This window comes from Vibrio sp. 10N.261.45.E2, assembly GCF_002875705.1.
GTDB lineage: Bacteria > Pseudomonadota > Gammaproteobacteria > Enterobacterales > Vibrionaceae > Vibrio.
The window spans coordinates 30,531-52,442 of record NZ_MCZZ01000172.1 but is presented as its reverse complement, the minus strand read 5'-3'; the positions used below and the strand labels follow the sequence as shown (position 1 = coordinate 52,442).

Annotated in this window: 23 protein-coding genes; 18 read left to right on the top strand and 5 right to left on the bottom strand. The window is 44.0% G+C overall.

Going from position 1 to position 21,912, the window contains the following annotated elements; all coding sequences use genetic code 11:
* Window positions 1-426 precede the first annotated feature (426 nt).
* The 5 genes from BCT34_RS23135 to BCT34_RS23115 all read left to right on the top strand — a co-directional run bounded on the left by BCT34_RS23135 (window position 427) and on the right by BCT34_RS23115 (window position 7,614).
* On the top strand, window positions 427-1,008 hold the full coding sequence (locus BCT34_RS23135; RefSeq protein ID WP_076650926.1) for a porin family protein: 582 nt from the start codon (window positions 427-429) through the stop codon (window positions 1,006-1,008).
* A 188-nt stretch (window positions 1,009-1,196) separates the two neighbouring features.
* A complete protein-coding gene (gene sbcD, locus BCT34_RS23130; protein ID WP_076650874.1) occupies window positions 1,197-2,450 on the top strand; it encodes an exonuclease subunit SbcD in 1,254 nt (417 codons plus the stop codon).
* 5 nt (window positions 2,451-2,455) lie between these two features.
* Entirely contained in the window at window positions 2,456-6,172 is a 3,717-nt protein-coding gene (locus BCT34_RS23125) for an AAA family ATPase (RefSeq protein WP_076650875.1), read from the top strand.
* 278 nt (window positions 6,173-6,450) lie between these two features.
* Window positions 6,451-6,585, top strand: coding sequence for a DUF2256 domain-containing protein (locus BCT34_RS23120; protein ID WP_019823450.1), 135 nt, complete (start codon window positions 6,451-6,453; stop codon window positions 6,583-6,585).
* 144 nt (window positions 6,586-6,729) lie between these two features.
* Window positions 6,730-7,614: a PA4780 family RIO1-like protein kinase gene (locus BCT34_RS23115; protein WP_083702747.1), complete on the top strand. Its 885-nt coding sequence runs from the start codon at window positions 6,730-6,732 to the stop codon at window positions 7,612-7,614.
* 111 nt (window positions 7,615-7,725) lie between these two features.
* On the opposite strand, the gene BCT34_RS23110 is transcribed toward BCT34_RS23115, so the two are convergent.
* The 4 genes from BCT34_RS23110 to BCT34_RS23095 form a co-directional block, all read right to left on the bottom strand.
* Entirely contained in the window at window positions 7,726-8,466 is a 741-nt protein-coding gene (locus BCT34_RS23110; RefSeq protein ID WP_076650876.1) for an SDR family oxidoreductase, read from the bottom strand.
* On the bottom strand, window positions 8,466-10,025 hold the full coding sequence (locus BCT34_RS23105) for a cryptochrome/photolyase family protein (protein WP_076650877.1): 1,560 nt from the start codon (window positions 10,023-10,025) through the stop codon (window positions 8,466-8,468). The genes BCT34_RS23110 and BCT34_RS23105 overlap by 1 nt, the downstream gene beginning before the upstream one ends.
* Window positions 10,015-11,394, bottom strand: a complete 1,380-nt coding sequence (locus BCT34_RS23100) for a DASH family cryptochrome (protein WP_076650878.1) — start codon at window positions 11,392-11,394, stop codon at window positions 10,015-10,017. The genes BCT34_RS23105 and BCT34_RS23100 overlap by 11 nt, the downstream gene beginning before the upstream one ends.
* A 194-nt stretch (window positions 11,395-11,588) precedes the next feature.
* Entirely contained in the window at window positions 11,589-12,011 is a 423-nt protein-coding gene (locus BCT34_RS23095) for a universal stress protein (RefSeq protein WP_076650879.1), read from the bottom strand.
* A 235-nt stretch (window positions 12,012-12,246) separates the two neighbouring features.
* Here BCT34_RS23095 and BCT34_RS23090 point away from each other — a divergent pair, with 235 nt between their 5' ends.
* From BCT34_RS23090 to BCT34_RS23045, 10 genes are all read left to right on the top strand, one after another.
* Window positions 12,247-13,377, top strand: a complete 1,131-nt coding sequence (locus BCT34_RS23090) for a PcfJ domain-containing protein (RefSeq protein WP_076650880.1) — start codon at window positions 12,247-12,249, stop codon at window positions 13,375-13,377.
* Window positions 13,378-13,401: 24 nt separating this feature from the next.
* Complete coding sequence (locus BCT34_RS24790; RefSeq protein WP_260810909.1) at window positions 13,402-13,536, top strand: hypothetical protein; 135 nt, start codon at window positions 13,402-13,404, stop codon at window positions 13,534-13,536.
* A 66-nt stretch (window positions 13,537-13,602) separates the two neighbouring features.
* Entirely contained in the window at window positions 13,603-14,037 is a 435-nt protein-coding gene (locus BCT34_RS23085) for a GNAT family N-acetyltransferase (RefSeq protein WP_076650881.1), read from the top strand.
* 241 nt (window positions 14,038-14,278) lie between these two features.
* Entirely contained in the window at window positions 14,279-14,533 is a 255-nt protein-coding gene (locus tag BCT34_RS23080; RefSeq protein ID WP_174571124.1) for a DUF3297 family protein, read from the top strand.
* A gap of 503 nt (window positions 14,534-15,036) precedes the next feature.
* The gene (glpT, locus tag BCT34_RS23075) at window positions 15,037-16,410 is read left to right on the top strand and encodes a glycerol-3-phosphate transporter (protein WP_102300645.1); all 1,374 of its coding nucleotides are present in this window, start codon (window positions 15,037-15,039) and stop codon (window positions 16,408-16,410) included.
* Between the two features lie 236 nt (window positions 16,411-16,646).
* Window positions 16,647-17,111, top strand: a complete 465-nt coding sequence (locus BCT34_RS23070; RefSeq protein WP_076650883.1) for an ASCH domain-containing protein — start codon at window positions 16,647-16,649, stop codon at window positions 17,109-17,111.
* A 97-nt stretch (window positions 17,112-17,208) separates the two neighbouring features.
* Window positions 17,209-18,153, top strand: a complete 945-nt coding sequence (locus BCT34_RS23065) for a D-2-hydroxyacid dehydrogenase family protein (protein WP_076650884.1) — start codon at window positions 17,209-17,211, stop codon at window positions 18,151-18,153.
* A gap of 28 nt (window positions 18,154-18,181) precedes the next feature.
* A complete protein-coding gene (locus BCT34_RS23060; protein ID WP_076650928.1) occupies window positions 18,182-18,688 on the top strand; it encodes an HAD family hydrolase in 507 nt (168 codons plus the stop codon).
* 182 nt (window positions 18,689-18,870) lie between these two features.
* Complete coding sequence (locus tag BCT34_RS23050; RefSeq protein ID WP_076650885.1) at window positions 18,871-19,251, top strand: STAS/SEC14 domain-containing protein; 381 nt, start codon at window positions 18,871-18,873, stop codon at window positions 19,249-19,251.
* A 228-nt stretch (window positions 19,252-19,479) separates the two neighbouring features.
* Window positions 19,480-19,881 carry an NUDIX domain-containing protein gene (locus BCT34_RS23045; RefSeq protein WP_076650886.1) on the top strand — a complete coding sequence of 134 codons (402 nt, stop codon included), beginning with the start codon at window positions 19,480-19,482 and terminating at the stop codon, window positions 19,879-19,881.
* A gap of 72 nt (window positions 19,882-19,953) precedes the next feature.
* Here BCT34_RS23045 and BCT34_RS23040 read toward each other — a convergent pair whose 3' ends face one another.
* Window positions 19,954-20,355, bottom strand: a complete 402-nt coding sequence (locus BCT34_RS23040) for a YkgJ family cysteine cluster protein (RefSeq protein ID WP_076650887.1) — start codon at window positions 20,353-20,355, stop codon at window positions 19,954-19,956.
* Between the two features lie 209 nt (window positions 20,356-20,564).
* Between BCT34_RS23040 and BCT34_RS24530 the strand changes: the two genes are divergently transcribed.
* Genes BCT34_RS24530 through BCT34_RS23030 form a run of 3 tightly spaced genes read left to right on the top strand, consistent with a single transcriptional unit; the run spans window position 20,565 to window position 21,857 of the window.
* Window positions 20,565-20,726 carry a hypothetical protein gene (locus BCT34_RS24530; RefSeq protein WP_165690279.1) on the top strand — a complete coding sequence of 54 codons (162 nt, stop codon included), beginning with the start codon at window positions 20,565-20,567 and terminating at the stop codon, window positions 20,724-20,726.
* The gene (locus BCT34_RS23035) at window positions 20,726-21,424 is read left to right on the top strand and encodes a pseudouridine synthase (protein WP_076650888.1); all 699 of its coding nucleotides are present in this window, start codon (window positions 20,726-20,728) and stop codon (window positions 21,422-21,424) included. Before BCT34_RS24530 ends, BCT34_RS23035 begins: the two co-directional genes overlap by 1 nt.
* Window positions 21,425-21,482: 58 nt before the next feature.
* Window positions 21,483-21,857 (top strand): VOC family protein, encoded by a 375-nt coding sequence (locus BCT34_RS23030; RefSeq protein WP_076650889.1) that lies wholly within the window; start codon window positions 21,483-21,485, stop codon window positions 21,855-21,857.
* Window positions 21,858-21,912 lie beyond the last annotated feature (55 nt).

Here is a 21,912-nt window from a genome sequence, read left to right as displayed (position 1 = left end):
TTATCTTTAAAAAAATAAAAATCACTTTATTCATCGACAGCGTGACTTTCTTGTATTTAAGGGGAAGATATAGCTGGTGTGCCCAAGCGCTAATCTGAATGAGAGTTGGAATTTAAATGTCTGATTTTATTAATTTTATTTTTTGGTTTTTATAGTCTTTATATTATATGTCCACTTCGTTTTCTATCCGTATTTCTTATTGTGTCTCATAAATAAGACGGTGCTAATTTATTCAATTATTCGCTTGGTGAATGAAAGGTGTCGTGTTAATTTCCCTATCACTTCGCAAATGAACGGTGTTTTATTGTTTATTAGGAGTCGCTTGAATAATTTATTTTAAGCAGTATCGCAACCGTTGGAATAGTGTCGGAAACCTATTGATAGTTGATGAACGGTACTGTGGAACAAACTAAAAAGGGTATTTTCATGCTTAAATCAACATTTCTATTGGGCCTAGTTGGCTTAGTTTCACTTCCTACATTTGCTGCTGGTATTGAAGGTGGTCCATACATTGGTGCTGGCCTTGGTGTATATCAAGATTCAGACACGGACGGTGGCGTTAATTTAGATGCTGACGGCATGGGTTATAACCTTTACGGCGGGTATCAATTCAACCGAATCGTAGGTATCGAACTTGGCTACACGGATTACGCTGACTACGAAAAGCTCGGCACTAAGCTTCTTTCACCAACATCTCTTTCAGTTGCAGCAAATGTTGGTTACACCTTCGATAATTCAATCCGCCCATTTGTATTGGCAGGCTTAAGCTACGTTGATCTTAATTCAAGCAACGGCGCTTTCTACGGCGATGACTCAGGTGCAGGGTTCCACTTTGGTGTTGGTGTAGAATACACGCCAGTAGAGAACCTAACACTTCGCTTAATTTCTCAAGCGGACGCTGTGAATATTGAAACTTATACATATACCTCAAATGGCAACAAACTGCGCACAAGCAGTCGAGACGTCGCATTTAGCACAGTAACACTGGGTGCTTCTTACAATTTCTAAGACACGTCTACGACAGAAATTTAAGTACATTTGATAACAAAGCCGCTCGGATTATGAGCGGCTTTTTCATACCTAAAACCTGTGGGATGTTAATGCGTAAAATTAGTTGCTTTTCACAAGCTTATAAAAGGGAATTGTACGAGCGATTTTGGTAGATTATGGGTATTACCGACTTCCAGTGAGCAACAATGAAGATTCTTCACACGTCCGATTGGCACCTTGGCCAAAACTTCTACAATAAAAGCCGTAAGAATGAACATGAACGGTTTTTACAATGGTTACTTGAGCAAGTTACAGAGCACGACATCGACGCGATCATTGTTGCTGGCGACATTTTCGATACCAGCACACCGCCGAGTTACGCTCGTGAGATGTACAACAAGTTTGTGGTCGACTCAAACAAGATCGGTTGCCAATTGGTGCTGTTAGGTGGAAACCACGATTCTGTTTCTGTATTAAAAGAAACGCAACAACTGCTTAAATACATGGGCGCAGACGTGATTCCTAACACCAACGAAGATCATGCGACTCAGGTCGTCGAATTAAAGGGCAAGAACGGCGATGTAGAAGCGTTGGTTTGTGCCATTCCTTTTATTCGCCCACGCGATGTGTTGACCAGTCAGGCGGGTGTTACGGGTGTAGAGCGTCAGAAACAACTTGGCGATGCAATCAAACAGCATTACCAAAGTGTTTATGACGCCGCGGTAGAAAAACGAGCGACGTTTGAAAACAGCGAACACATGCCGATTATCGCCACGGGTCACTTAACGGCGATGGGCGTTCAACAGTCGGATTCTGTGCGTGATATCTATGTCGGTAACCTAGATGGCTTTGCCGCAGATGGCTTCCCAGACGCAGACTATATTGCACTTGGTCATATCCACCGCCCACAAGTGGTGGCAAAGCGTGAATACATTCGTTATTCAGGCTCTCCAATCCCATTAAGCTTTGATGAACTTAAATCTCAGAAACAGGTGTGTGTGGTTGAGTTTGTTGAAGGTGAGCGCACCATTTCTCAATTGCCAGTTCCAACATTCCAACCGCTTGCTGAAATCAAAGGTGACTTGAGCGAGATTGAATCTCAGCTGAACCAATACATAGGTTTAGATAGCGAACAAAGCGTGTGGCTATCGATAGAAGTACAAGCTCAAGATTACCTGTCAGATCTACAAGAACGTATGCGTGCATTGACTGAAGGTTTGAATGTTGAAGTATTGCAATTGCGCCGCGCAAGAGAGCGTCGCAATCAAGCTTTAGAACAAGAGTCAGCAGAAACTTTGTCTGAACTCAGCCCAATGGATGTGTTTACTAAGCGTATTGCATTAGAAGAGTTTGAAACCGACTCTGAAAAAGCGCGTTTAGAGCGCATGACTGTGAAGTTTAAACAAGTGATGATTGAAGTGTCTGAAAGCGCTCAAGCGCCAAACAAAGTAGAAGAGTAACCAGTATGAAGATTTTAAGTCTAGAATTTGAAAACCTGAACTCTTTGAAAGGGCGCTGGAAGCTCGATTTTACCCAATCACCGTTTGCAGAGAGCGGCCTATTCGCGATTACTGGCCCTACAGGGGCGGGTAAAACCACCATTCTTGATGCGATTTGTTTGGCGTTGTTCCACCGTACACCACGCTTGAAAAGCATTGCCAAAGGCAACAATGAATTGATGACGCGTGGCACGGGCGAATGTTTCGCTGAGCTTGAATTTGAAGTGCAGGGCAAAACGTACCGTTCTAACTTCCATCAAAAGCGAGCGCGCGGAAAACACGATGGTGCATTGCAGACTCCAACGTGTGAATTTGCTGACGCTGACACCGACAAAGTCTTAGAGACGATGCTGACCAAGAAAACAAAGTTGGTCGAGCAGGTAACAGGTCTCGATTTTTCACGCTTCACTAAATCGATCATGTTGTCTCAGGGTGAGTTTGCAGCGTTCTTAAATGCTAATGCTAACGACCGTGCTGAGCTACTGGAAGAGCTGACGGGGACAGAAGTTTATAGCCTGATTTCAGAGCGCATCTACGATCACTTTAAGTCGAGCGAAGAGTCACTTAATCACCTTAAAGCGAAAGCAGAAGGTGTGAGTTTACTGTCTGAGGAGCAAATCCAAGAACTGACGAACGAACGAGAGGCTCTTGAAGCTGAACAGAAGCGTTTAGCCGATCAGCTCAAAGAGTGGCAAGCACATCTCAGTTGGTGGAAAGAAGTGACCAAAGCTGAGCAAACTATCGCGACCAGTGAGCAGGATCTTAAAACGGCTCAAGATGAACTAGAGCGTAACCAACCATCATTGGTCCGTTTAGCAAAAAGTGAACCTGCTGAAAAACTGCGCCCAATGCACAAAGATTTAAAGCGTTGCGAGCAAGAGGTGAAGACTACTCAAGTTAACTTAGACAACAGTACCAAGTTGCTTGCTGTCCGTGATGCAGAAAAGCAAGACGCACAGACTAAACTGACTCAAAGCAGTGTGATTGTCGAACAGGTAAAAACTGAGCAGCAAGATCAAGAGAAGATCATTGAGCAAGTTCGCCCACTCGATAACCAAATTGCAGTGCTCAAAGATAAACAAACAGCGGCCGTTAACGCAGCGAACACGCTAAATGAGCAACATACGCAGCAGCATAATCAACAGCTCGTTTTAGTTCAAAAAACGGATGAACTGAAACAACAAGAGCAACTCAGCACTGAGTACCTAAATACTCATCAAGCTGACCAACATCTAGAAAAATACTTAGGTCAGTGGCAAGCCAAAGTTGAGCAAGTTCGAACCCTAGAGCGTCAGCATTCAGAACAGTTGAACTCAGCGAAGCAAGCTTTGTCTGCGGTTGATATTCAGCAATCAGTGATCAAGTCAGCCCAAGAAGCAAAAGCATCGCAAGACAAAGCACTCGCTGAACTGGTTGTACTGGAAAACAATGCAAAGCAACAATGGGAAGCATTGCAAGGCAACACCAGCGAGCAGGTGTTGAATGCGCAAAAAGATCTGTTGGAGTTCTGGAATCGCAATACGCACTCTTTACTCGAGATCAATCGTGGTTTCTTAAGTGCCCAGCAACAGCTGCAGGCTAAAACTCAGGCACATCAAACTAACACTCAGTTGGTCGATAAGCTTTCGAAAGAACGTGAAGTGCTGGTGGAGCGATACAAAGAAAAAGAGACTTCGCTTGAGCGACTAACGCGCTTGATTGATCAAGAAGGCGAATTGGCAAAATACCGCGCCGCTCTCGAATCTGGGTCTGAGTGTCCACTGTGTGGTTCAAAAGACCATTCGATTGAGCAGTCACAAGATATTGCTAACTTAGTTACTCAACAAGAACGTGAAAAGCATGAGTTAGTGATTATCAAGAAAGACGGTCAAGAGCACCGTCAGCAGTTAGATTCTCTAGCCCCTATGATTGCAGCGCTTAACGATGACATTCAACGTACACAAGCGGATATTCAGCAAGCTCAACTTAACTGGCAGGGCATTATTGGCAAGCTTCATCAGAGCTTATCGGATTTCGTTGGCACGGCTCCAGAATTAGCGTTGTTAACGGTGAGCGATTTAGGCAATGAAGCTTCAGTCGTGACTTTCGCTCAGCAGTGTGAACTTCAACTGAGTCAGATCTCGCAGCAACTCAAAGCGCTGGGTGATGCAAAAATGCATTATGCCGAAGCTGAGAAACAACGCCTGTCTGTAAGTGTTATGGCAGACAAGGCGCAATCTAACCTTGAGTTGGCCGAGCAACGCTTAGCTGATTTGAATAAGCAGAACCACAGCATAAACGAGCAAGTGGCTCAGATAGCTCAAGCGAAAGAGCAGCAATGGAACGCTCTGAAAGAGAGCATTGTTCAAACTTCTATTGAAGCACCTGAACTTGAGCATATTGATGATTGGTTTAACGCGAAATCGCAAGCATCAAACACATGGCAGCAAACTAAACAGCAACAGGCCGATATTGAGAAGCAATTGCTTACTCAAAATGCTGAATTGAAAACGCTAGATGACAAGTTAAGCAGCCTTAAGAAAGAGCTCGCGACACTGACGCAAGAGAGCGAGTCTTTAGTGTCAGAGCTCACTCGTGTAACGGCTGAAAGAGCAGAATTGTTTGGTGATAAAAACATTCAAGCTACCAGTAATGCGATGAAGCAAAAAGTTGCTGAAGCGGTAAATGTGTTCGATGCCGCGCAGTTGGAGCTTAACCGTTGCGAACTTGAACATCGAACTGAGCAAACCAAACACACAAGTTTCTCTGAAGAGTTGGTGAGCAAGCAATCAGCTCATACGCAAGCTCAGGATGCTTGGTTAGAATCTATGAAAACTAGCCCATTTGAAAGTGAGGCTGATTTTGAAGCGGCGTTGCTAGATGAAGAGGTTAGAACTCAACTTCAAAGCCTGAAGAAGTCTTTAGACGAAGCGATGGTTAGTGCGCAAGCAAGGTTGAACACTGCCAAAGCGACTCAAGTGGAGTTACAAAACTACGAGAATGCGAAAACATGGCAAGAGCAAGACCAACAACAAGTTGAACTTGCGGCAACGGAATGTCAAAACGCTCAACAAAGCCATGCGACAAAGATTGGCGCGATTTCTGCCAACCTTGAAACGGATAGCCAAAACCGCAGCAATCAGCAAGGTCTGTTCAAGCAGATCGACGAGCAACAAGTCGAATTTGATGATATTTCACGTCTTAACTCGCTGATTGGCTCTAAGAACGGCGACAAGTTCCGTAAATTTGCTCAAGGCTTAACACTGGAAAACTTAGTGTATTTGGCGAACAAACAGCTGCAGCGTTTGCATGGTCGTTATGAGCTAAAACGTAAAGCCGATGATGGTTTAGAACTGCAAGTGCTCGATACATGGCAGGGCGATGTGATGCGTGATACCAAGACCTTATCCGGTGGCGAAAGCTTCTTGGTGAGTTTGGCATTGGCTTTAGCGCTTTCTGATCTTGTGAGTTACAAAACCAGTATTGACTCTTTGTTCCTGGATGAAGGTTTCGGCACGTTAGACAGTGACACATTAGACATTGCTCTTAACGCACTCGATAACTTGAATGCGTCAGGCAAGATGATTGGTGTGATTAGCCACGTAGAAGCACTGAAAGAGCGAGTGCCAGTTCAGCTTAAAGTCACGAAACACTCTGGCCTTGGCGTGAGCGAAATGGAGAAGCAGTACAAGATTGTGGCTTAGATTTTAGCGGTAGTCATAAGTAATAATTGTCGTCATTCCCTAAAGTGAGGAACGAACGTAATAGGGAATCTAGCTTTGTCATTGATACAGCAGATCCCCGACTCAGTCGTTCCTCCTACTCGGGGATGACGGAGCGGGGGTTGTGGTCAATCGTCCTTCGTAATCCCTAACACATGGAACGAACATAATAATTATCGTAATTCCCTAAAGCGAGGGACGAGCGTAATAGGGAATCTCTAGTAAACGCAGGAAGTGGATTCATCGAAAAGGAAACGGTCATGCATAAGAAACCTCATCTACCAACCAAGACATGTCCTGTATGCCAAAAGCCTTTTGCATGGCGTAAAAAGTGGCAGCGTTGTTGGGACGATGTCATCTACTGTTCAGAACGTTGTCGTCGTAACAAATCTTAGACTTCATTTTATCCTAGGTCGTTTCTCATGATCTAAACCCCCAAGTCCCCATATTCTTTCCTTTTGATGATCCTTTAATCGTTTCGTCATTCATTTCTCAAGTTAATATTTCTCTCTGAAACATATCTGATGTATAAAGGCGGCATGAAGATACCTAAAAGAATACAGCCTTTAGTTGACGATGGTTTAGTCGACGAGGTGACAAGCCAACTCATGAGTGGCAAAGAAGCATCGGTGTACATTGTGCGCTGCGGCGATACGATCCGTTGTGCCAAGGTATATAAGGAAATTAGCCAACGCAGTTTCAAAAAAGCGACCGCGTATCGTGAAGGCAGAAAAGTTCGAAATAGTCGCCGTGCTCGAGCGATGGAAAAAGGCTCAGGTTTTGGTCGCGAGCAACAAGAAAAGGTTTGGCAAAGTGCCGAAGTAGACGCCTTGTATAAACTAGCAGAAGCGGGCGTTCGAGTGCCTGTTCCTTATGGTTGCTTCGATGGCGTGCTGCTTATGGAGCTGGTTACTGATGACGAAGGCTATGTTGCGCCACGTTTGAACGATGTGGTGATGTCAGCAGAGCAAGCGATCGAAGATCATGCGGTGATGATGACCTACGTGGTTAAAATGTTGTGTGTTGGTCTTATCCATGGTGACTTGTCTGAGTTCAACGTATTGGTGGATGAATACGGCCCAGTGATTATCGATTTACCTCAAGCCGTTGATGCTTCGGCGAACAACAATGCTGAATGGATGCTGGCTCGTGACGTCAATAACATTCGCGACTACTACGCTCAGTTTGCTCCTGAATTGGCGAAAACAGAGTATGCCAAGGAAATGTGGGCGCTTTACGAGAAAGGCGACTTAAAGCCAGACAGCAAGCTCACTGGTGAGTTTACAGAAAGCGATGATTTGGCAGATATCGAAGCCATCATGCAAGAGATAGATGCTGCACGAATTGAAGAGCAAAACCGACGCGAGCGTGCTAAAGAAGAAAAAGACGGCGTCGATAATAGTAAGTTCAATTGGGCTGAATAATCGTGTTTATTCGTTTTGATCTTTAGCTGGTGTTTGATAGTCGCCACACTGCTTTAAAAATGAACCCAACAGAGCCCAAGCTCTGTTGGGTTTTTTATTGGCGCCAGACTACTACCAGCTTAGCTGCTCACCATCGTACGCATAGAAATGCCCACTTTTGTCTGGTGTGGCAGTGCGAATGATATCGACTAATTGATGGGCGACATAACTCGACTCAAATAACTTCCCTTCAGGGACATTGGTCTGAAAAGGCTTAGACAGTGCCGTGTCTGTTGTGCCTGGATGCAAAGCTAACACAGTGCCTTTCTTTAAGGTGCGCTGCCACTCAATCGACATCGTTTTGATGAACATGTTTAGCGCTGCTTTCGACGAGCGATAGCTGTACCAACCGCCCAATCTGTTGTCTGAAATGCTGCCGACCTTTGCGGATACCACCGCAAATTTCGGATTGTCGCTTGTTTTAAGTATCGGTGTGAAATACTTAGCTAACAGTAAGCTGGGTAGGGTATTTATAGAGATGTTTTTGAGGAAAAATTCAGGGTCGATAGAGGACAGATTCTTCTCTGGACCGAGTTCAGGTGTATGAAGCATGCCCACGCAGTTGATCAACCAATCAAGCTGGTCGAACTCAGAGCTCAAACGTTTGATATCCACTTCATTGGAAGCGTCGACTTTATGCCAATTCAAGCGTCTATTTTCTAGATCAGGCTGTTGAGAGTGGTAAGTCGCGTCTACATGCACATCAAGAAAATCAAACCGAGACAGCTCAGATAATAAGTGCTTGACCACAGCGATACCAATACCGCCGCTCCCACCGACCACCAATATGTGTAATCTGAGTTGCTCCACCATTATAAGTTCTCCAAGTTTGTAATTCGTTGTTCTGCGGTATCGAGTATCGCTTGTTGATCTTGCTCGTCCATGTTGTCCCAAGAGCGATATAACATGCCCATACGAGGGTTACGGTTTAAAGCATCGCGATGTTGATTCATAAAGCGCCAGTACAAGCTGTTGAAAGGGCAAGATTGCTCGCCGCTACGTTCTTTTATCTTGTAGTGACAACTTTTGCAGTAGTCGCTCATGCGGTTGATATACGAACCGCTGGCAGAGTATGGTTTGGTTCCGACGATCCCGCCATCCGCAAACAGTGCCATACCTCGCGTATTTGGCATTTCAACCCACTCAATCGCGTCGACGTAAATGCCAAGGTACCAACTGTCGACTTGGTCGGGGTCTATACCGGTAATCAAACAAAAGTTACCAGTGACCATCAATCTTTGAATGTGGTGCGCATAAGCAAACTCAAGGGACTGGTCAATCGCATGCTTCATGCAGTTCATTTTGGTTTTTCCGTCCCAAAAGTAGTGGGGCAGATTGTTGTTCGCTGCATAGTGGTTTTTGTTGGCGTAAGCAGGCATATTCGCCCAATAGACAGCGCGTATGTACTCTCGCCACCCCAGTATTTGGCGTACAAACCCTTCCACCTGGGCAATATCGATGCTTTGTTTATCTTGAGAGTTAGACGCTTGATAGGCTGACAGTGCTGCATCGATCACTTCTTTAGGGCTCAGCAGTTTACTGTTTAACGAGAACGAAATGCGACTATGGTACAAACTCCACTTAGAGTCGTGTTCGGTGGTCATTGCGTCTTGAAATTGGCCGAATAATGGCAAGCAGACTTGGCAGAAATGAGCGAGCAGAGACAAGCTTTGCGCGCGGTTCACTGGCCACAGTAACTGGTTACCGACTTGACCTATGGTTTGCACCTGGTGGCGCTCAATACGCTGTAAAATATCGGTAATGTCATTGGTAAACATCAGTGGTTGAGGCAGGTTTTCGATGTCCTGTTTCTTGAGTTTCTTTCGGTTGTTCGCATCGTAATTCCATTTGCCGCCAACTGGCTTTCCGTCATCCAACAAAATGTCGAAACGCTTTCTCATTCGGCGATAGAAGTGCTCCATCATAATGTGTTTGTCTTTCGGAAACTGTTGTTCTATCTCTTCGAATGGAAACAGGAAGTGTTCAGTATCATTACAACCTTTGGTGGCGTTAGTGAGTCTGAGTTTGTTCAGTTGTTCTAAGAGCCGGTATTCATCAGGCCTTTGGAATTCGAACTTCTCAGAGCCGAATTCGTGTACGTAATGCTTTAGCAATGTATCTAGGTTTTCAAATTGCGTTGTGTCATCCAAGGTGAGGTGAAGTACTTGATGGCCTTGCTGTTTTAGTTCTTCAGCGAAGTAACTCATTGCACAGAAAAAAGCCGCCACTTTTTGGATATGAGAGGCAACATAGTCTGTTTCTTGTTTGAGCTCAGCGATGATGTAAATTACGTCATCGTCAACCTGTCGAAACCATGAATGCTCAATATTGAGTTGGTCACCTAATACAAGTCGTACCGTTTTAAATTTCATAATGCTTCCTGCTTTGTGAGGCTTTTATTGCTGAGTGAAGACCAGTCCATTGATTGATGAAGGCACGGTCTGGATCGTACATTTCAGTTTGCTTAGCCAAATCAAAATGGCGAGATTTAGGTTGTGTTTGGTTTTTACTTTGATTGTTATGGGCTGGTTGATTGAGGTCGCCGGCGATATACGCCCAATTTCCCCAGTTAGATGCCACGTCATAGTCAACAAGTTGGCTTTCAAAATAGGCTGCGCCGTGTCGCCAGTCGATTCCTAACTCATAAATTAAACAGCTTGCAGCGAGCTGGCGGCCTCGGTTGGACATGTAACCTGTGGCCTTCAATTGGCGCATACATGCGTCGACAATCGGGTAGTTGGTGTTGCCGCTTTTCCATTTGGTAAAATTAAGGCTTGTCGATTGAGTGAGCTCTGCGTTCACAACGTTATCTTTGGATGAACTTGCGAACAATGACGCCCGCAGCGATAGGCTCTTCCAATAAAAATACTCTCGCCACAAGAGCTCGAAATAGATCCAATAAGTAGAATCATTCGCCTCATGTTCAGATTCAAAGTGTTTGAGGTGTAGGCAGATGGTCTTTGGCGAAATACAACCCAGTGCTAGCCAAGGTGAAAACTTGGTCGAGTTTTCGATGCCATCTAATGCGTTCCTTGTCTGCTTATAGTTACTCGCGTAATCGTGTGAAAAGTATTGATTGAGATGTGCCAGTCCAGACGTTTCTCCGCCTTTGAAGCTTTGCTCAAACATAGGGTCGGGCTTTAGAATAAGCTCGTTTGAGTGACAGTGTGACGTATTAGGGAGGGCTGGAGCTGGTGGCAAATTCGTTATGAATAAGCTTTGGGTATCGATAGCCAAATGCTCAATAAGTTTTCTGAATTTAGTGAATGAGCGGGGCAATTTGTCTAGCGTGAAAGGGAAGTCATCGAGTTCAAACAACGTTGAGTTGTGAGATTGAATCGCCGTTACGCTTGGGTATTCAGACAACGTTGACCGCACTAGCTGTCGTTCATCGTAACCACAGTGTGTGTTGGAGAAAAAGTGAGTCACGTTTAAGTCATCAATCATTTTAATCAACAGTTGTTTACTGCTAACTGCCTTATTCAGGTCTTGTTTGAGTATGATCAGTGATTGCCCTAGATTTTCGAGATTCACCTTAAGATCGCTTAGCGATTGAGAAACGAAAGCTTCGCGGTGTGTACCATAGTGTTGCTCTTGAGCGAAGTGTGCTGAATAGTGAGACAAGCTCGGTTCGACAGCGACACAAACGAGCTCATCGACAGTTTGACTCGATTGATAAAGTAACGCGTTGTCGTTGATTCTTAAGTCGTTTGTGAAGAGATAAAGACCAATCTTTTTCATTGCTTGCACTCGATGATTTGTTAATTATTAAACGCTTACGAGTTGATAAGCTGCCAAGATCACAAATGGTTGCGCTGTATCCACATTAGATTATCAAGTGAACAATAAAGGGTGATGAATAGAGGATTAAGCCAACCAATAATACCGATAGAGGTTGGCAATGTAGGCTACTTTTAGGCTTCGAAATGAAGCGTTTATTCCATAGGGACAACCAGAATATCGATAGGAGAAGTGTCGATGATCTGTTTGGAATGTGAGATCAGCTTATGCCAAAAATCATGGTGATGGCCACATAGTAATAGGTCAACGTTGTTTGCTTCGATGGTATTTTTTAGCTTATCGTTCAAGTCACCCGTTCCCACAAAGATGTGCTTGATTGGATGCTTGGCGTAGGCCTCAAACTCTTTCAAATGTTTAATGGCATCTTCATTGATGGGTAAATCACTGTTATTTCCTTGAATATCAACCAGTTCTGGGTAGATCTCTCCATGTGTGCCATCAATATAAACAAACGAAATGCCAGCCTCTAACTTGTCGGCGAAGAAGGTCGCTCTATCAATGAGAATTTTGGTGTCGTCAGACAGTTCTATTGCGACCAGAATATGTCGGTATTCCATAATTAAAGCCTTTTGTTGTGAGTTGTGTAACAAGCATAGTTTTTGTTAGAGCAAATGATATCGAAGAGATCTCATATTGCGTAAAATCATCATTCAAAGTTCTTCTAAGCACTGTTGTATTTATATCGCTTTGATTGATAAGAAATTTACAAAAGGTTGTTATAGTGTTCGAAGCGCTAGTTTACGCGACTAGATAGGCTTGATAGTTCAATGCGCCAATAATGAAGAGGCATCAATGACAGCATTACTCACCATTCCCACTCGAACACTAGGTTTCGACTACGATATTGAGATCCGAGATTGGTCTCAAAAGCTTGTCGGCTTTCACGTGTTTGAAGATGGTCGACGTCCGCTCGATGGGGGAATTGGCTTGAGTCTAAACCTCGTAGAACAGTTTGATGTGAATGGTCGTTGGTTAGATTCATTACCTGCGCGTTATCGTGAAATCACCGATGATTTTCCAGAGTATCAATACCAGATGCTATGGCTTGCCGCGAACACTTATGAAGCCGAGCAATTGCTTGAGTTAAGGCCTGTTATTTTGGCTTTGATCTGTATGAAATACAGCGTGGATAACAAGAAGGCATTAGCGTTAAGCCGCTTAGGACAAAAGAAGATCCTTGCCAAATTGGGTTTAGATAGCAGCAAGGCAACACTTAAATTCATCGACAAGCTAGAATTGCACTACAACGTTGGTGATGAGCTTGACCACATTGTTCGTATTCTCGAACCGCTGCAAAGACGTGTCCTGAAATTTAAACATTACCCAAAAGTCGGTTACACAGCACTGCGTTTGGACCAAGTTCATCCATTTCTAACCGGCAGTCGATTAGGAATTGCAATGGTGGAAGAGGGCAGACTTAATGCGCCGTCTAAGATGGCGATGTTCCAAGATGCGATATTACTAGGCCAAGATTTGGAGATGGATGATCCACTGCGCGCTATTACCAGTCAGAACTCATTCGCGATGTTTGAACAACTTCATGACCGCTGGACGGAGCAACGCCAATTGCGTCGTTTGGAGGGTAATCGCCCAATGGATAAAGACATTCCTTATCCGGTTCCTTTGCTGGGCAACGATAACATTCATCCTCTCACGGATTATTACGATCTTGAGCATGAAGGCATCGAGCAGAAGCACTGTATTGGCGTGTATCACAACCGAATCATGAGTGACCGTTACGTGGTGTTTCGAATGATGAAACCTCAGCGCTTAACTATCGGTTTGCGTCGTGTTCCTAGTAAAGCGTTTCCGTTTGAGATTGATCAAATCTGCGGAAAAAGAAATGCACCACCATCGGAATCTGCTCGACAAGTCATTCACGACTGGTTAGAAGCGAGCAAGCAAAAGTATCCTAAGCAATAGCCATGAAGTAAAGGGACCAATCATATGTATCAACAAGGCGATCTATGCCCTCATTGTGGTTTAATTATTGTGATGCCGACGGAGCTACAAGGTGAATGCCTAGGATGCGGTGAAGAGATTAATCAAGACCCAGCGGACGATTACGACGAAGAAGAGTAGCTTTGCTTATACTCAGATGAAACAAGGCTAGGACAGCTAAATTATTCCCTTTCAAAGGATGGAAAAATGCAGAAGGTAATCTTTAGAAATTGTGATGAACGCTCGCCCTATTGGGGTGATTTAGAGGGATTATTTCAAAGCGAATGGTCTGATTTCCAATTTAAAGATACCTACAAACAAAACACACAACTTCCCCCTGTTATCGTAGTGCTGCGCGACAATGTGGTCATTGGTGGCTTGGCGTATTCGTACTTTCAGGAGCCTCATCAAGTGGAGGACGTGGTGTGGATTAACGCGGTTTATGTCGATGAAAAATGGCGCGGTCAAGGAATTGCGAGTGAATTGATTAATCGTGGTGTCAGACAAGTATCTTCTACTGTGCAAACTCAACTCTACGCGTACACCAATATCACGGGACTCTATCAAGGGCTAGGTTGGTCAGTTGTTGACATCGAATCAGAGCCAAACCATAAAGTGATGAGTATTGAGCTCAAACGATAGGCTCACAATGAAAACCTACTTGTGTGGTATCTGCTTTTCAAGTAATGAAGTGCTCGCTGTATCCACACCTCATAACTCTGTTAAATTTTCGTTTGAAATTATGCATATATCGCCTTTAAATCAAACAACTCGCTGTCGATTAAAACGATCACGACGATTTATTGCAGCAGGTGTTGAGCACAAAGCCTATATTGACTAGAATGACGCACTTTTTTTATTTACGTACATACAGGTAATGAACATGAGCGATACTAATTCAAGACCAGCTTTACCAGATCATCTTGCAGGCAACCCACGCAGCCCACACCACGTGGCTGAGTGTTTCGAATACCCAATCGGCATTCGTCTAAATGGTAAAGAGCGTACTGATGTTGAAGAATACTGCATCAGCGAAGGTTGGGTTAAGATCCCTTCACCTAAAGCGCTAGATCGCTTCGGCCAGCCAATGCTTATTACTCTAAAAGGCACTGTAGAAGCTTTTTATATTGAACAGTAATCACTTCGTGTGGTTTGCTAATACCTCGTGTCATTAGCTAATGTTTGTCTAATTAGCCAACACAAAACCACCAAGCGTTATTACCTAAAAGGGTCTAGAGAAATCTAGACCCTTTTTGTTTACGTTGATGTCGGCGAACTTATTTAATCAATAGCCTAAATCACCCTCATAACTCCACAGATTTAACCAAAATTGTCGTTATTCACTATGCATTCACAAGAATAACAAAGTTGTTGTTGGCTGATTTATGTTCGCTCGCTCTTTCTGGTTTGTTTACACTCGATAATTCTGGTGTTTAATTAAGCAGCTACAAACAAAAACATGAAGCACAGTCTAATTAAATGAAACTAATTCGCTGTATTTAAACAAATTCATTGTTAATAGCCATATGCATCACAGAAATTAATCCTGAAGCACATACAATTCCCTTGATTTCGAATGAGCGCTAAATTTTTTCGTTCGAGCATTTTATTTCTTCCTTCGCCCAATAATATGAGGTTCCTATGTTTGGAATATTCAAACCAATGGCGCATATCGATCGCTTGTCATCAGATAAGATCGATAGCACCTACACACGATTACGATGGCAGCTGTTTCTTGGCATCTTCGTTGGCTATGCGGGGTACTACTTGGTCCGTAAAAACTTTAGCTTGGCGATGCCTTATCTCATTGAACAAGGTTTTAGTCGCGGAGAACTAGGGGTTGCATTAGCAGCGGTATCTATCGCTTACGGCTTATCTAAGTTCTTAATGGGCAGTGTTTCTGACCGTTCCAATCCTCGTTACTTCCTCAGCGGTGGCTTGTTAATGTCGGCACTGGTGATGTTCTGCTTCGGCTTCATGCCATGGGCAACAGGAAGCATTACTGCGATGTTTATCCTGCTGTTCTTAAATGGTTGGTTCCAAGGTATGGGTTGGCCGGCTTGTGGACGAACCATGGTTCACTGGTGGTCACGCAAAGAACGCGGCGAGATAGTATCGGTATGGAACGTTGCTCACAACGTGGGTGGCGGTTTGATTGGTCCAATGTTCCTATTGGGTCTGTGGGCTTTTAACGATGATTGGCGAACCGCTTTTTATGTTCCTGCATTTTTTGCCACTCTTGTTGCTATCTTTGTCTGGTTTACCGTAAGAGACACACCTCAATCTTGTGGTTTACCGCCGATTGAAGAGCACAAAAACGATTACCCAGACGACTATGACACCTCTCATGAGAAAGAAATGACGGCAAAAGAGATTTTCTTTAAGTACGTTTTCTCTAACAAGTTGTTGTGGTCTATCGCAATCGCTAATGCGTTTGTTTACCTGATCCGTTATGGCGTGCTTGATTGGGCTCCGGTTTACTTGAAAGAAGCAAAAGACTTCACAGTAGATAAATCATCTTGGGCTTACTTCTTGTATGAGTGGGCGGGTATTCCGGGCACCTTATTGTGTGGTTGGATTTCAGATAAATTATTCAAAGGTCGACGCGCACCTGCAGGAATCTTGTTCATGGTTCTAGTGACAGTCGCTGTGTTGGTATATTGGTTAAATCCAGCGGGTAACCCAACGGTTGATATGTTGGCATTGGTTGCGATTGGTTTCCTTATCTATGGCCCTGTAATGCTGATCGGCTTGTATGCACTGGAACTTGCACCTAAGAAAGCAGCAGGTACAGCTGCTGGTCTAACTGGTTTGTTTGGTTACTTAGGTGGCGCGGTTGCTGCGAACGCAATACTCGGCTTTATGGTTGACCATTACGGTTGGGATGGCGGCTTCATTATTTTGGTCGGCGCTTGTGTGGCTTCAATCATCTGTCTGCTTTACGCCTTCTTAGGTGAGCGTGCGCACCATAAACAAAAAGATCTCGAACGAGAGAAAGAAGCGCTAGCTCAGTAGTGTATTTACTGAATCACATCTATAAATAACAACAGAGGCAGGTATATCCTGCTTCTGTTTATTTAAGCGTCCATTCCCAAATAGTCCTACCCACAATCTTGCTACTTGTATCCCCACATTTTGACCTTTCACAGGTTTACAGTAATAACCTGGCTTGATAGGTTACTCCCAATGCAGCCAGATGCTTAATCTATAAGTGTTTATCGGCTCAACCTAATATTGAGTTTGGAAAGATCATGGAAGAAAGAAGTAAAGCTTATCTTGATAGTTACCTCAACACATTGCCAGCAGACGTTGCCTCACAATACACCTCTTTTAGTGCCGATTATTACTGCGCAGATGAATACAATGCCAACTTGTGCGCGCAGTTGATTCTGAAAGGTGAAAAACAGGCTTCCTGCGGCCTTGAACACTGGTATACCCTCAAAGGCGAGACGAGACCAGTAATTGGTCACTTGCAAGTTGTCACCGATTGGGATGGTAAGCCCGTCTGTATTGTTGAGGTTACGTCGGTGTCGTCGTGCAAATACAACGAAGTGACGGCTGAGTTTGCTGCCGCTGAAGGCGAGGGTGACAAAACACTAGAATGGTGGCGAGAAGCACACTGGAACTTCTTCTCTCGCGAATGTGAAGAACTCAATATAAACCCAAGTGAAGACATGATGCTGGTACTTGAGCGTTTCAAAGTGGTTCATCAATAAACTGTGAGTTTGACAAGTGTCCAAGGACTAATTGAATCTTAACTCGTGACACATAAAAGTGTGCAAAGCGGTTAAGCGATACAACAAGGAGTGTGTAGTGAAAATAGCGATACTGGATGATTATCAGAACGCAGTAGAAAGTCTTGAGTGTTATAGCAAGTTAGAACAGCATGATGTTACGGTATTCACAGAAACTTATCCTGAAGATGAATTGGCGTTAAAACTGCGCGAGTTTGCTGCTTTGGTACTTATTCGTGAGCGAACGGACATTACAGAGTCACTGCTTTCAAAGCTTCCAAACTTAAAACTGATTAGCCAAACGGGCAAAGCCAGTAATCATATTGACGTTCAAATGTGTGAGCGTTTTGGCGTGAAAGTATTAGAAGGGCGCGGTTCACCTGTCGCACCGTCTGAGCTGTGTTGGGCGCTTATCATGGCGGCGTCTCGCCACATTCCAACTTACGCTTCGAACCTCAAGCAAAACCAATGGCAAGATTCAGGCTCGTTAGGGTTAGGTCGAACTTTGAAAGGGCTATTGCTGGGCATTTGGGGTTACGGAAAAATCGGTAAATGCATTGCACAATATGCCCAAGCATTTGGGATGTCTGTCGTAGTGTGGGGAAGCCAAGCTTCACGCGATCAAGCGCAAGCAGATGGATTTGAAGCATCAGCAACCAAAGAAGACTTCTTTCGAGATGTTGATGTGCTCTCTTTGCACTTACGTTTGAACGATGCGACGAAAGGGTGTGTTACTGCAAACGACCTTCAGCTAATGAAATTAGACTCGCTATTTGTGAACATCAGCCGTTCAGAATTAGTTGAACCACAAGCTCTATACCGTGAATTACGTGAAGTTCCGACTAAGCACGCCGCCGTTGATGTGTTCGATTGTGAGCCGGCAACAGAGAACACAGAACCGTTACTATCTCTAACTAACGTCACTGCGACCCCACACTTGGGCTATGTTGAACAAAATAGCTACGAACTCTACTTCGATATCGCTTTCGATAACATTCTTTCCTATCAAAGGGATGGCTTATAAAGGCGCGATGGCTAATGCAGGAGGCAAGATGACAAAGCTAATCGAATTAACAGAAATAGTCTTATTCGACTGGGGCAATACGCTGATGGTCGATTTCCCAGATGCACAAGGGAAGATGTGCGACTGGGAAACCGTACAAGAGGTGAGCGGTGCCCGTGCATTGCTTGCCGAACTCTCCAAAACTCATCAGGTCTATGTTGCCACCAATGCCGGTGATTCAAGTAAAGACGATATCATTCGAGCCTTCGAGCGTGTTGGCTTGTCTGAATACATCTTGGATTATTTTTGTAAGTCGAGCATTGGCTTCTCTAAGTTCGAGCCGGAGTTTTATCCTGCCATCATTTCTAAGCTCGGTGTTGAGCCACAATACATCACCATGGTGGGTGACACTCTAGAGAAAGACATTTATCCATCACTTGAAACGGGTATACAAGCGGTGTGGTTGAACACGGAAGGTACTGATCTTAAGTCAGAGAATTTGAATGTCGTGCAAGTTCAAAGCCTAAGCGAACTGTTGGAGAAAAGTCATGGGTGATCACTCACGTCGTGGGGTAGGATGAAGCATTGGCACACTTATTCGGTGGTTGCGATTAAGCGTCGTTAAAACTTTAGTCATTAAAACTCGTTTGTGTGCGTGTCTGTTTTGACGCCAACCTCTCATCTCTTTGCTGTCTAATCCTCTAAGCTATCTCTAGTTTCCACTATGAGGGCTAGGTTATGAGTATCGAACGTCACGGAATATCGGTTGGAATTGAACGTGTTAGCGGTGAAACCATTGTTGTGTTCAAAGCGAAAGGCAAACTCACACACGATGACTATCAAGCAATGATGCCAATTCTAAAAACCACGCTAGAAGAACTCGATTCATCTAAACTCAAGATGCTGGTCGATATCTCCACCTTAACGGGTTGGGAGTTACGTGCTGCTTGGGATGATTTCAAACTAGGATTAGAGCTCAATTCAAAGATAGACAAAATCGCGATTTATGGTGACAAAAGCTGGCAAGAATTTGCTTCAAAAGTAGCGAGCTGGTTCGTGTCTGGTGAGATTAAGTCATTCGAAGACCACGACTCTGCACTTGAGTGGTTGGTCGATTGATACTATTCATACGCGGTTAACGAACAATCCGTAAACAACAGTAATGACAGTTGACGAGCATGGTGCTCACAGGCTGTCATTTTTCGTTTTGGTTATCAATTTCCCAAGCGATTCAATAGAGTATATTCATTTCAGCGTGTAACATACGTTGGCTTTGTTTGGTCGCATGTAATATCGCTGCCAAACCCAGTCATAACGAGAACTAAAACAGAAATAAGGTCTAACGACATGCATAAGGTAATTGATAAGCTGGCTTGGATTTTCATTAAAGACGGCAAGCTGTTGATGGTGAGATCAAAAGGTAAGGAACTGTTCTACCTACCGGGTGGTAAACGTGAAGCAGGGGAAAGTGATGAGCAAGCACTGATTCGCGAAATCAAAGAAGAGATCTCGGTAGATTTAGTGCCAGACTCCATCAAATACGTTGAGACCTTTACAGGCCAAGCTGACGGTAAAGCAGAAGGCGTATCTGTACAATTGACTTGTTACCTTGCTGATTATACTGGCGAACTGTCTCCAGATGCTGAAATCGAAGAGCTTAAATTTGTTGATGGCAACGACAGAGCCGTATGTTCATTGGCAGCATTGGTTGCGCTTGATTGGTTAGAAACGAACCAGTATTTGGCTTAAGGTTTCAGTTGTTATTAGCTGTATTAGTGCTTATTAGCTAATGCTGAAAATTGATCTTCAAAAGATCATCGTTTACGAATAGCTTGAAGGGCGGCTGTCTTTCATCAATAGGTCGAGTTTCCTTTGAGCTTTCTTCGTGTCTTGTAAATCCACCACTTCAATCATTTCACACTCGTCTCGTACCATCTCATTAATCAGGCTTGGGTAGTGTCGGCAATCTTCTGGTCGGTCTAAGTAAATGCTACATGTGTACTTGGCTTGAGCCTTGGCATCTTTTGTCGGAACCAACTCCAGAAACGGGCAGCGAGTTAAACGTTCGCCAGATTTAGGGTCAAACCATATCTCGCTTCCTCGGACATACTCAAAGATATCTGGGTTGAACAGCTCCCACAAATCGATCTCTTCTTGAGTCGCGGCAAGGTCGCCATCTCCGTATTTGATGCAGCATTTTCCGCATTGATTACAATCTTTCATTATCGACTTCATAAATTGGTGAGCTTTTATCATTTTACCACTGATAGGTGTAGCACGTTGACTTTGTTGTTCATGATTGAGTTGTTACGGGGATGGGACTTGGAGGTACAGTACCTAAAATCGATTTATCTATGTGCCAGCACTCCAATCAAGGTTGTAAAAAGTGATACAATTTGCGCCTCTCACGTTATTCAAACAAAGGCATTAAAATGAGAACCGTATACACCACTGAAGGCGACATCAACGCAAAGAAACAAAAAGAAGCTTATCCAAAGCTCGCCTTATGTGACAAGTGCGTTGGTGACTATGTGGTTATCGAGCAAGGTGAACGAACTTACAAACCTTGTGCGAAATGTGGTGCCGACGATTAATGCGCCTTGATAAATACCTATGTAAAAGCACTGACCTAACCAAGCCTGAAGCGATTGAACGTATCCATGATGGCAAGGTGAACGTAAACAATGAGACAGTGACCGATGAATCGACTCAGGTTCATGAGAGCAACACCATCTTGCTGAATGGCACACCGCTTAAGTTACGTGAATTTCGATACCTCCTAATGCACAAGCCTTCGGGTACGATCTGCTCCAATATCGACGAAGTTTATCCCTCGCTGTTTAACTACATCGAGATAGACAAAGCATCAGAACTACACATAGCAGGGCGCTTAGATGCCGATACCACAGGTTTAGTTTTGATTACCGACGATGGGCATTGGTCATTCAATATCACGTTGCCAAACAAGTCATGTAAGAAGGTGTATCGCGTGACATTGTCACGAGATATCAAAGATGATGTCGCAGACAAGTTCAAAGCGGGCATTCAATTGCAAGGCGAACAAAAACTGACGCGTCCGGCAGAGCTCGAAGTGATTACCAGTAAAGAAGTGCTGTTGACCATTACAGAAGGTAAGTTTCATCAAGTAAAACGAATGTTTGCTGCGGTAGGAAACCGAGTTGTTGGTCTTCACCGTGAACAGATTGGAGAGGTTCGTTTAGATGTTGAAGCGGGTCAGTGGCGTTATTTAACCAAAGCCGAAGTCGACTCATTTCAGCAGGGCTCTGAATAAATGTATTAATCGCTTAAAGCGAGCTAGCAGCAGAACATCAACACTATAAGGATATAGGATGGCAAACCTAAAAGTCTCAGAAATTAAGTCTTTCGTACCCGCGAAAGACTTCAATTTATCCAAGCGTTTTTACCAGTCAATCGGCTTTGAATTGATGTCTGAATTTCACGATATCGCTTATCTACGTCACGGTGGTTGTGCGTTCCTTCTGCAAAATTTTTACGAACCTGCGCACTGTCACAATTACATGATGCACTTGCTGGTTGAAGACGTAAAAAGTTGGTATCAACACATCCAAAACTTTAATGTAGTGTCGGAATTTGAAGTTACCGTTTCCGAGGTTGTTGAGCAACCTTGGGGAATGCTTGAGTTTTGTATCACTGACCCAAGTGGTGTGCTGTGGCGTGTGGCTGAAAACATCAGGCCGCGCTAGTTCATCTAACTTGCATTAAGGCCAGTGAACACTTCAAATTATCCATCTGTTTCTT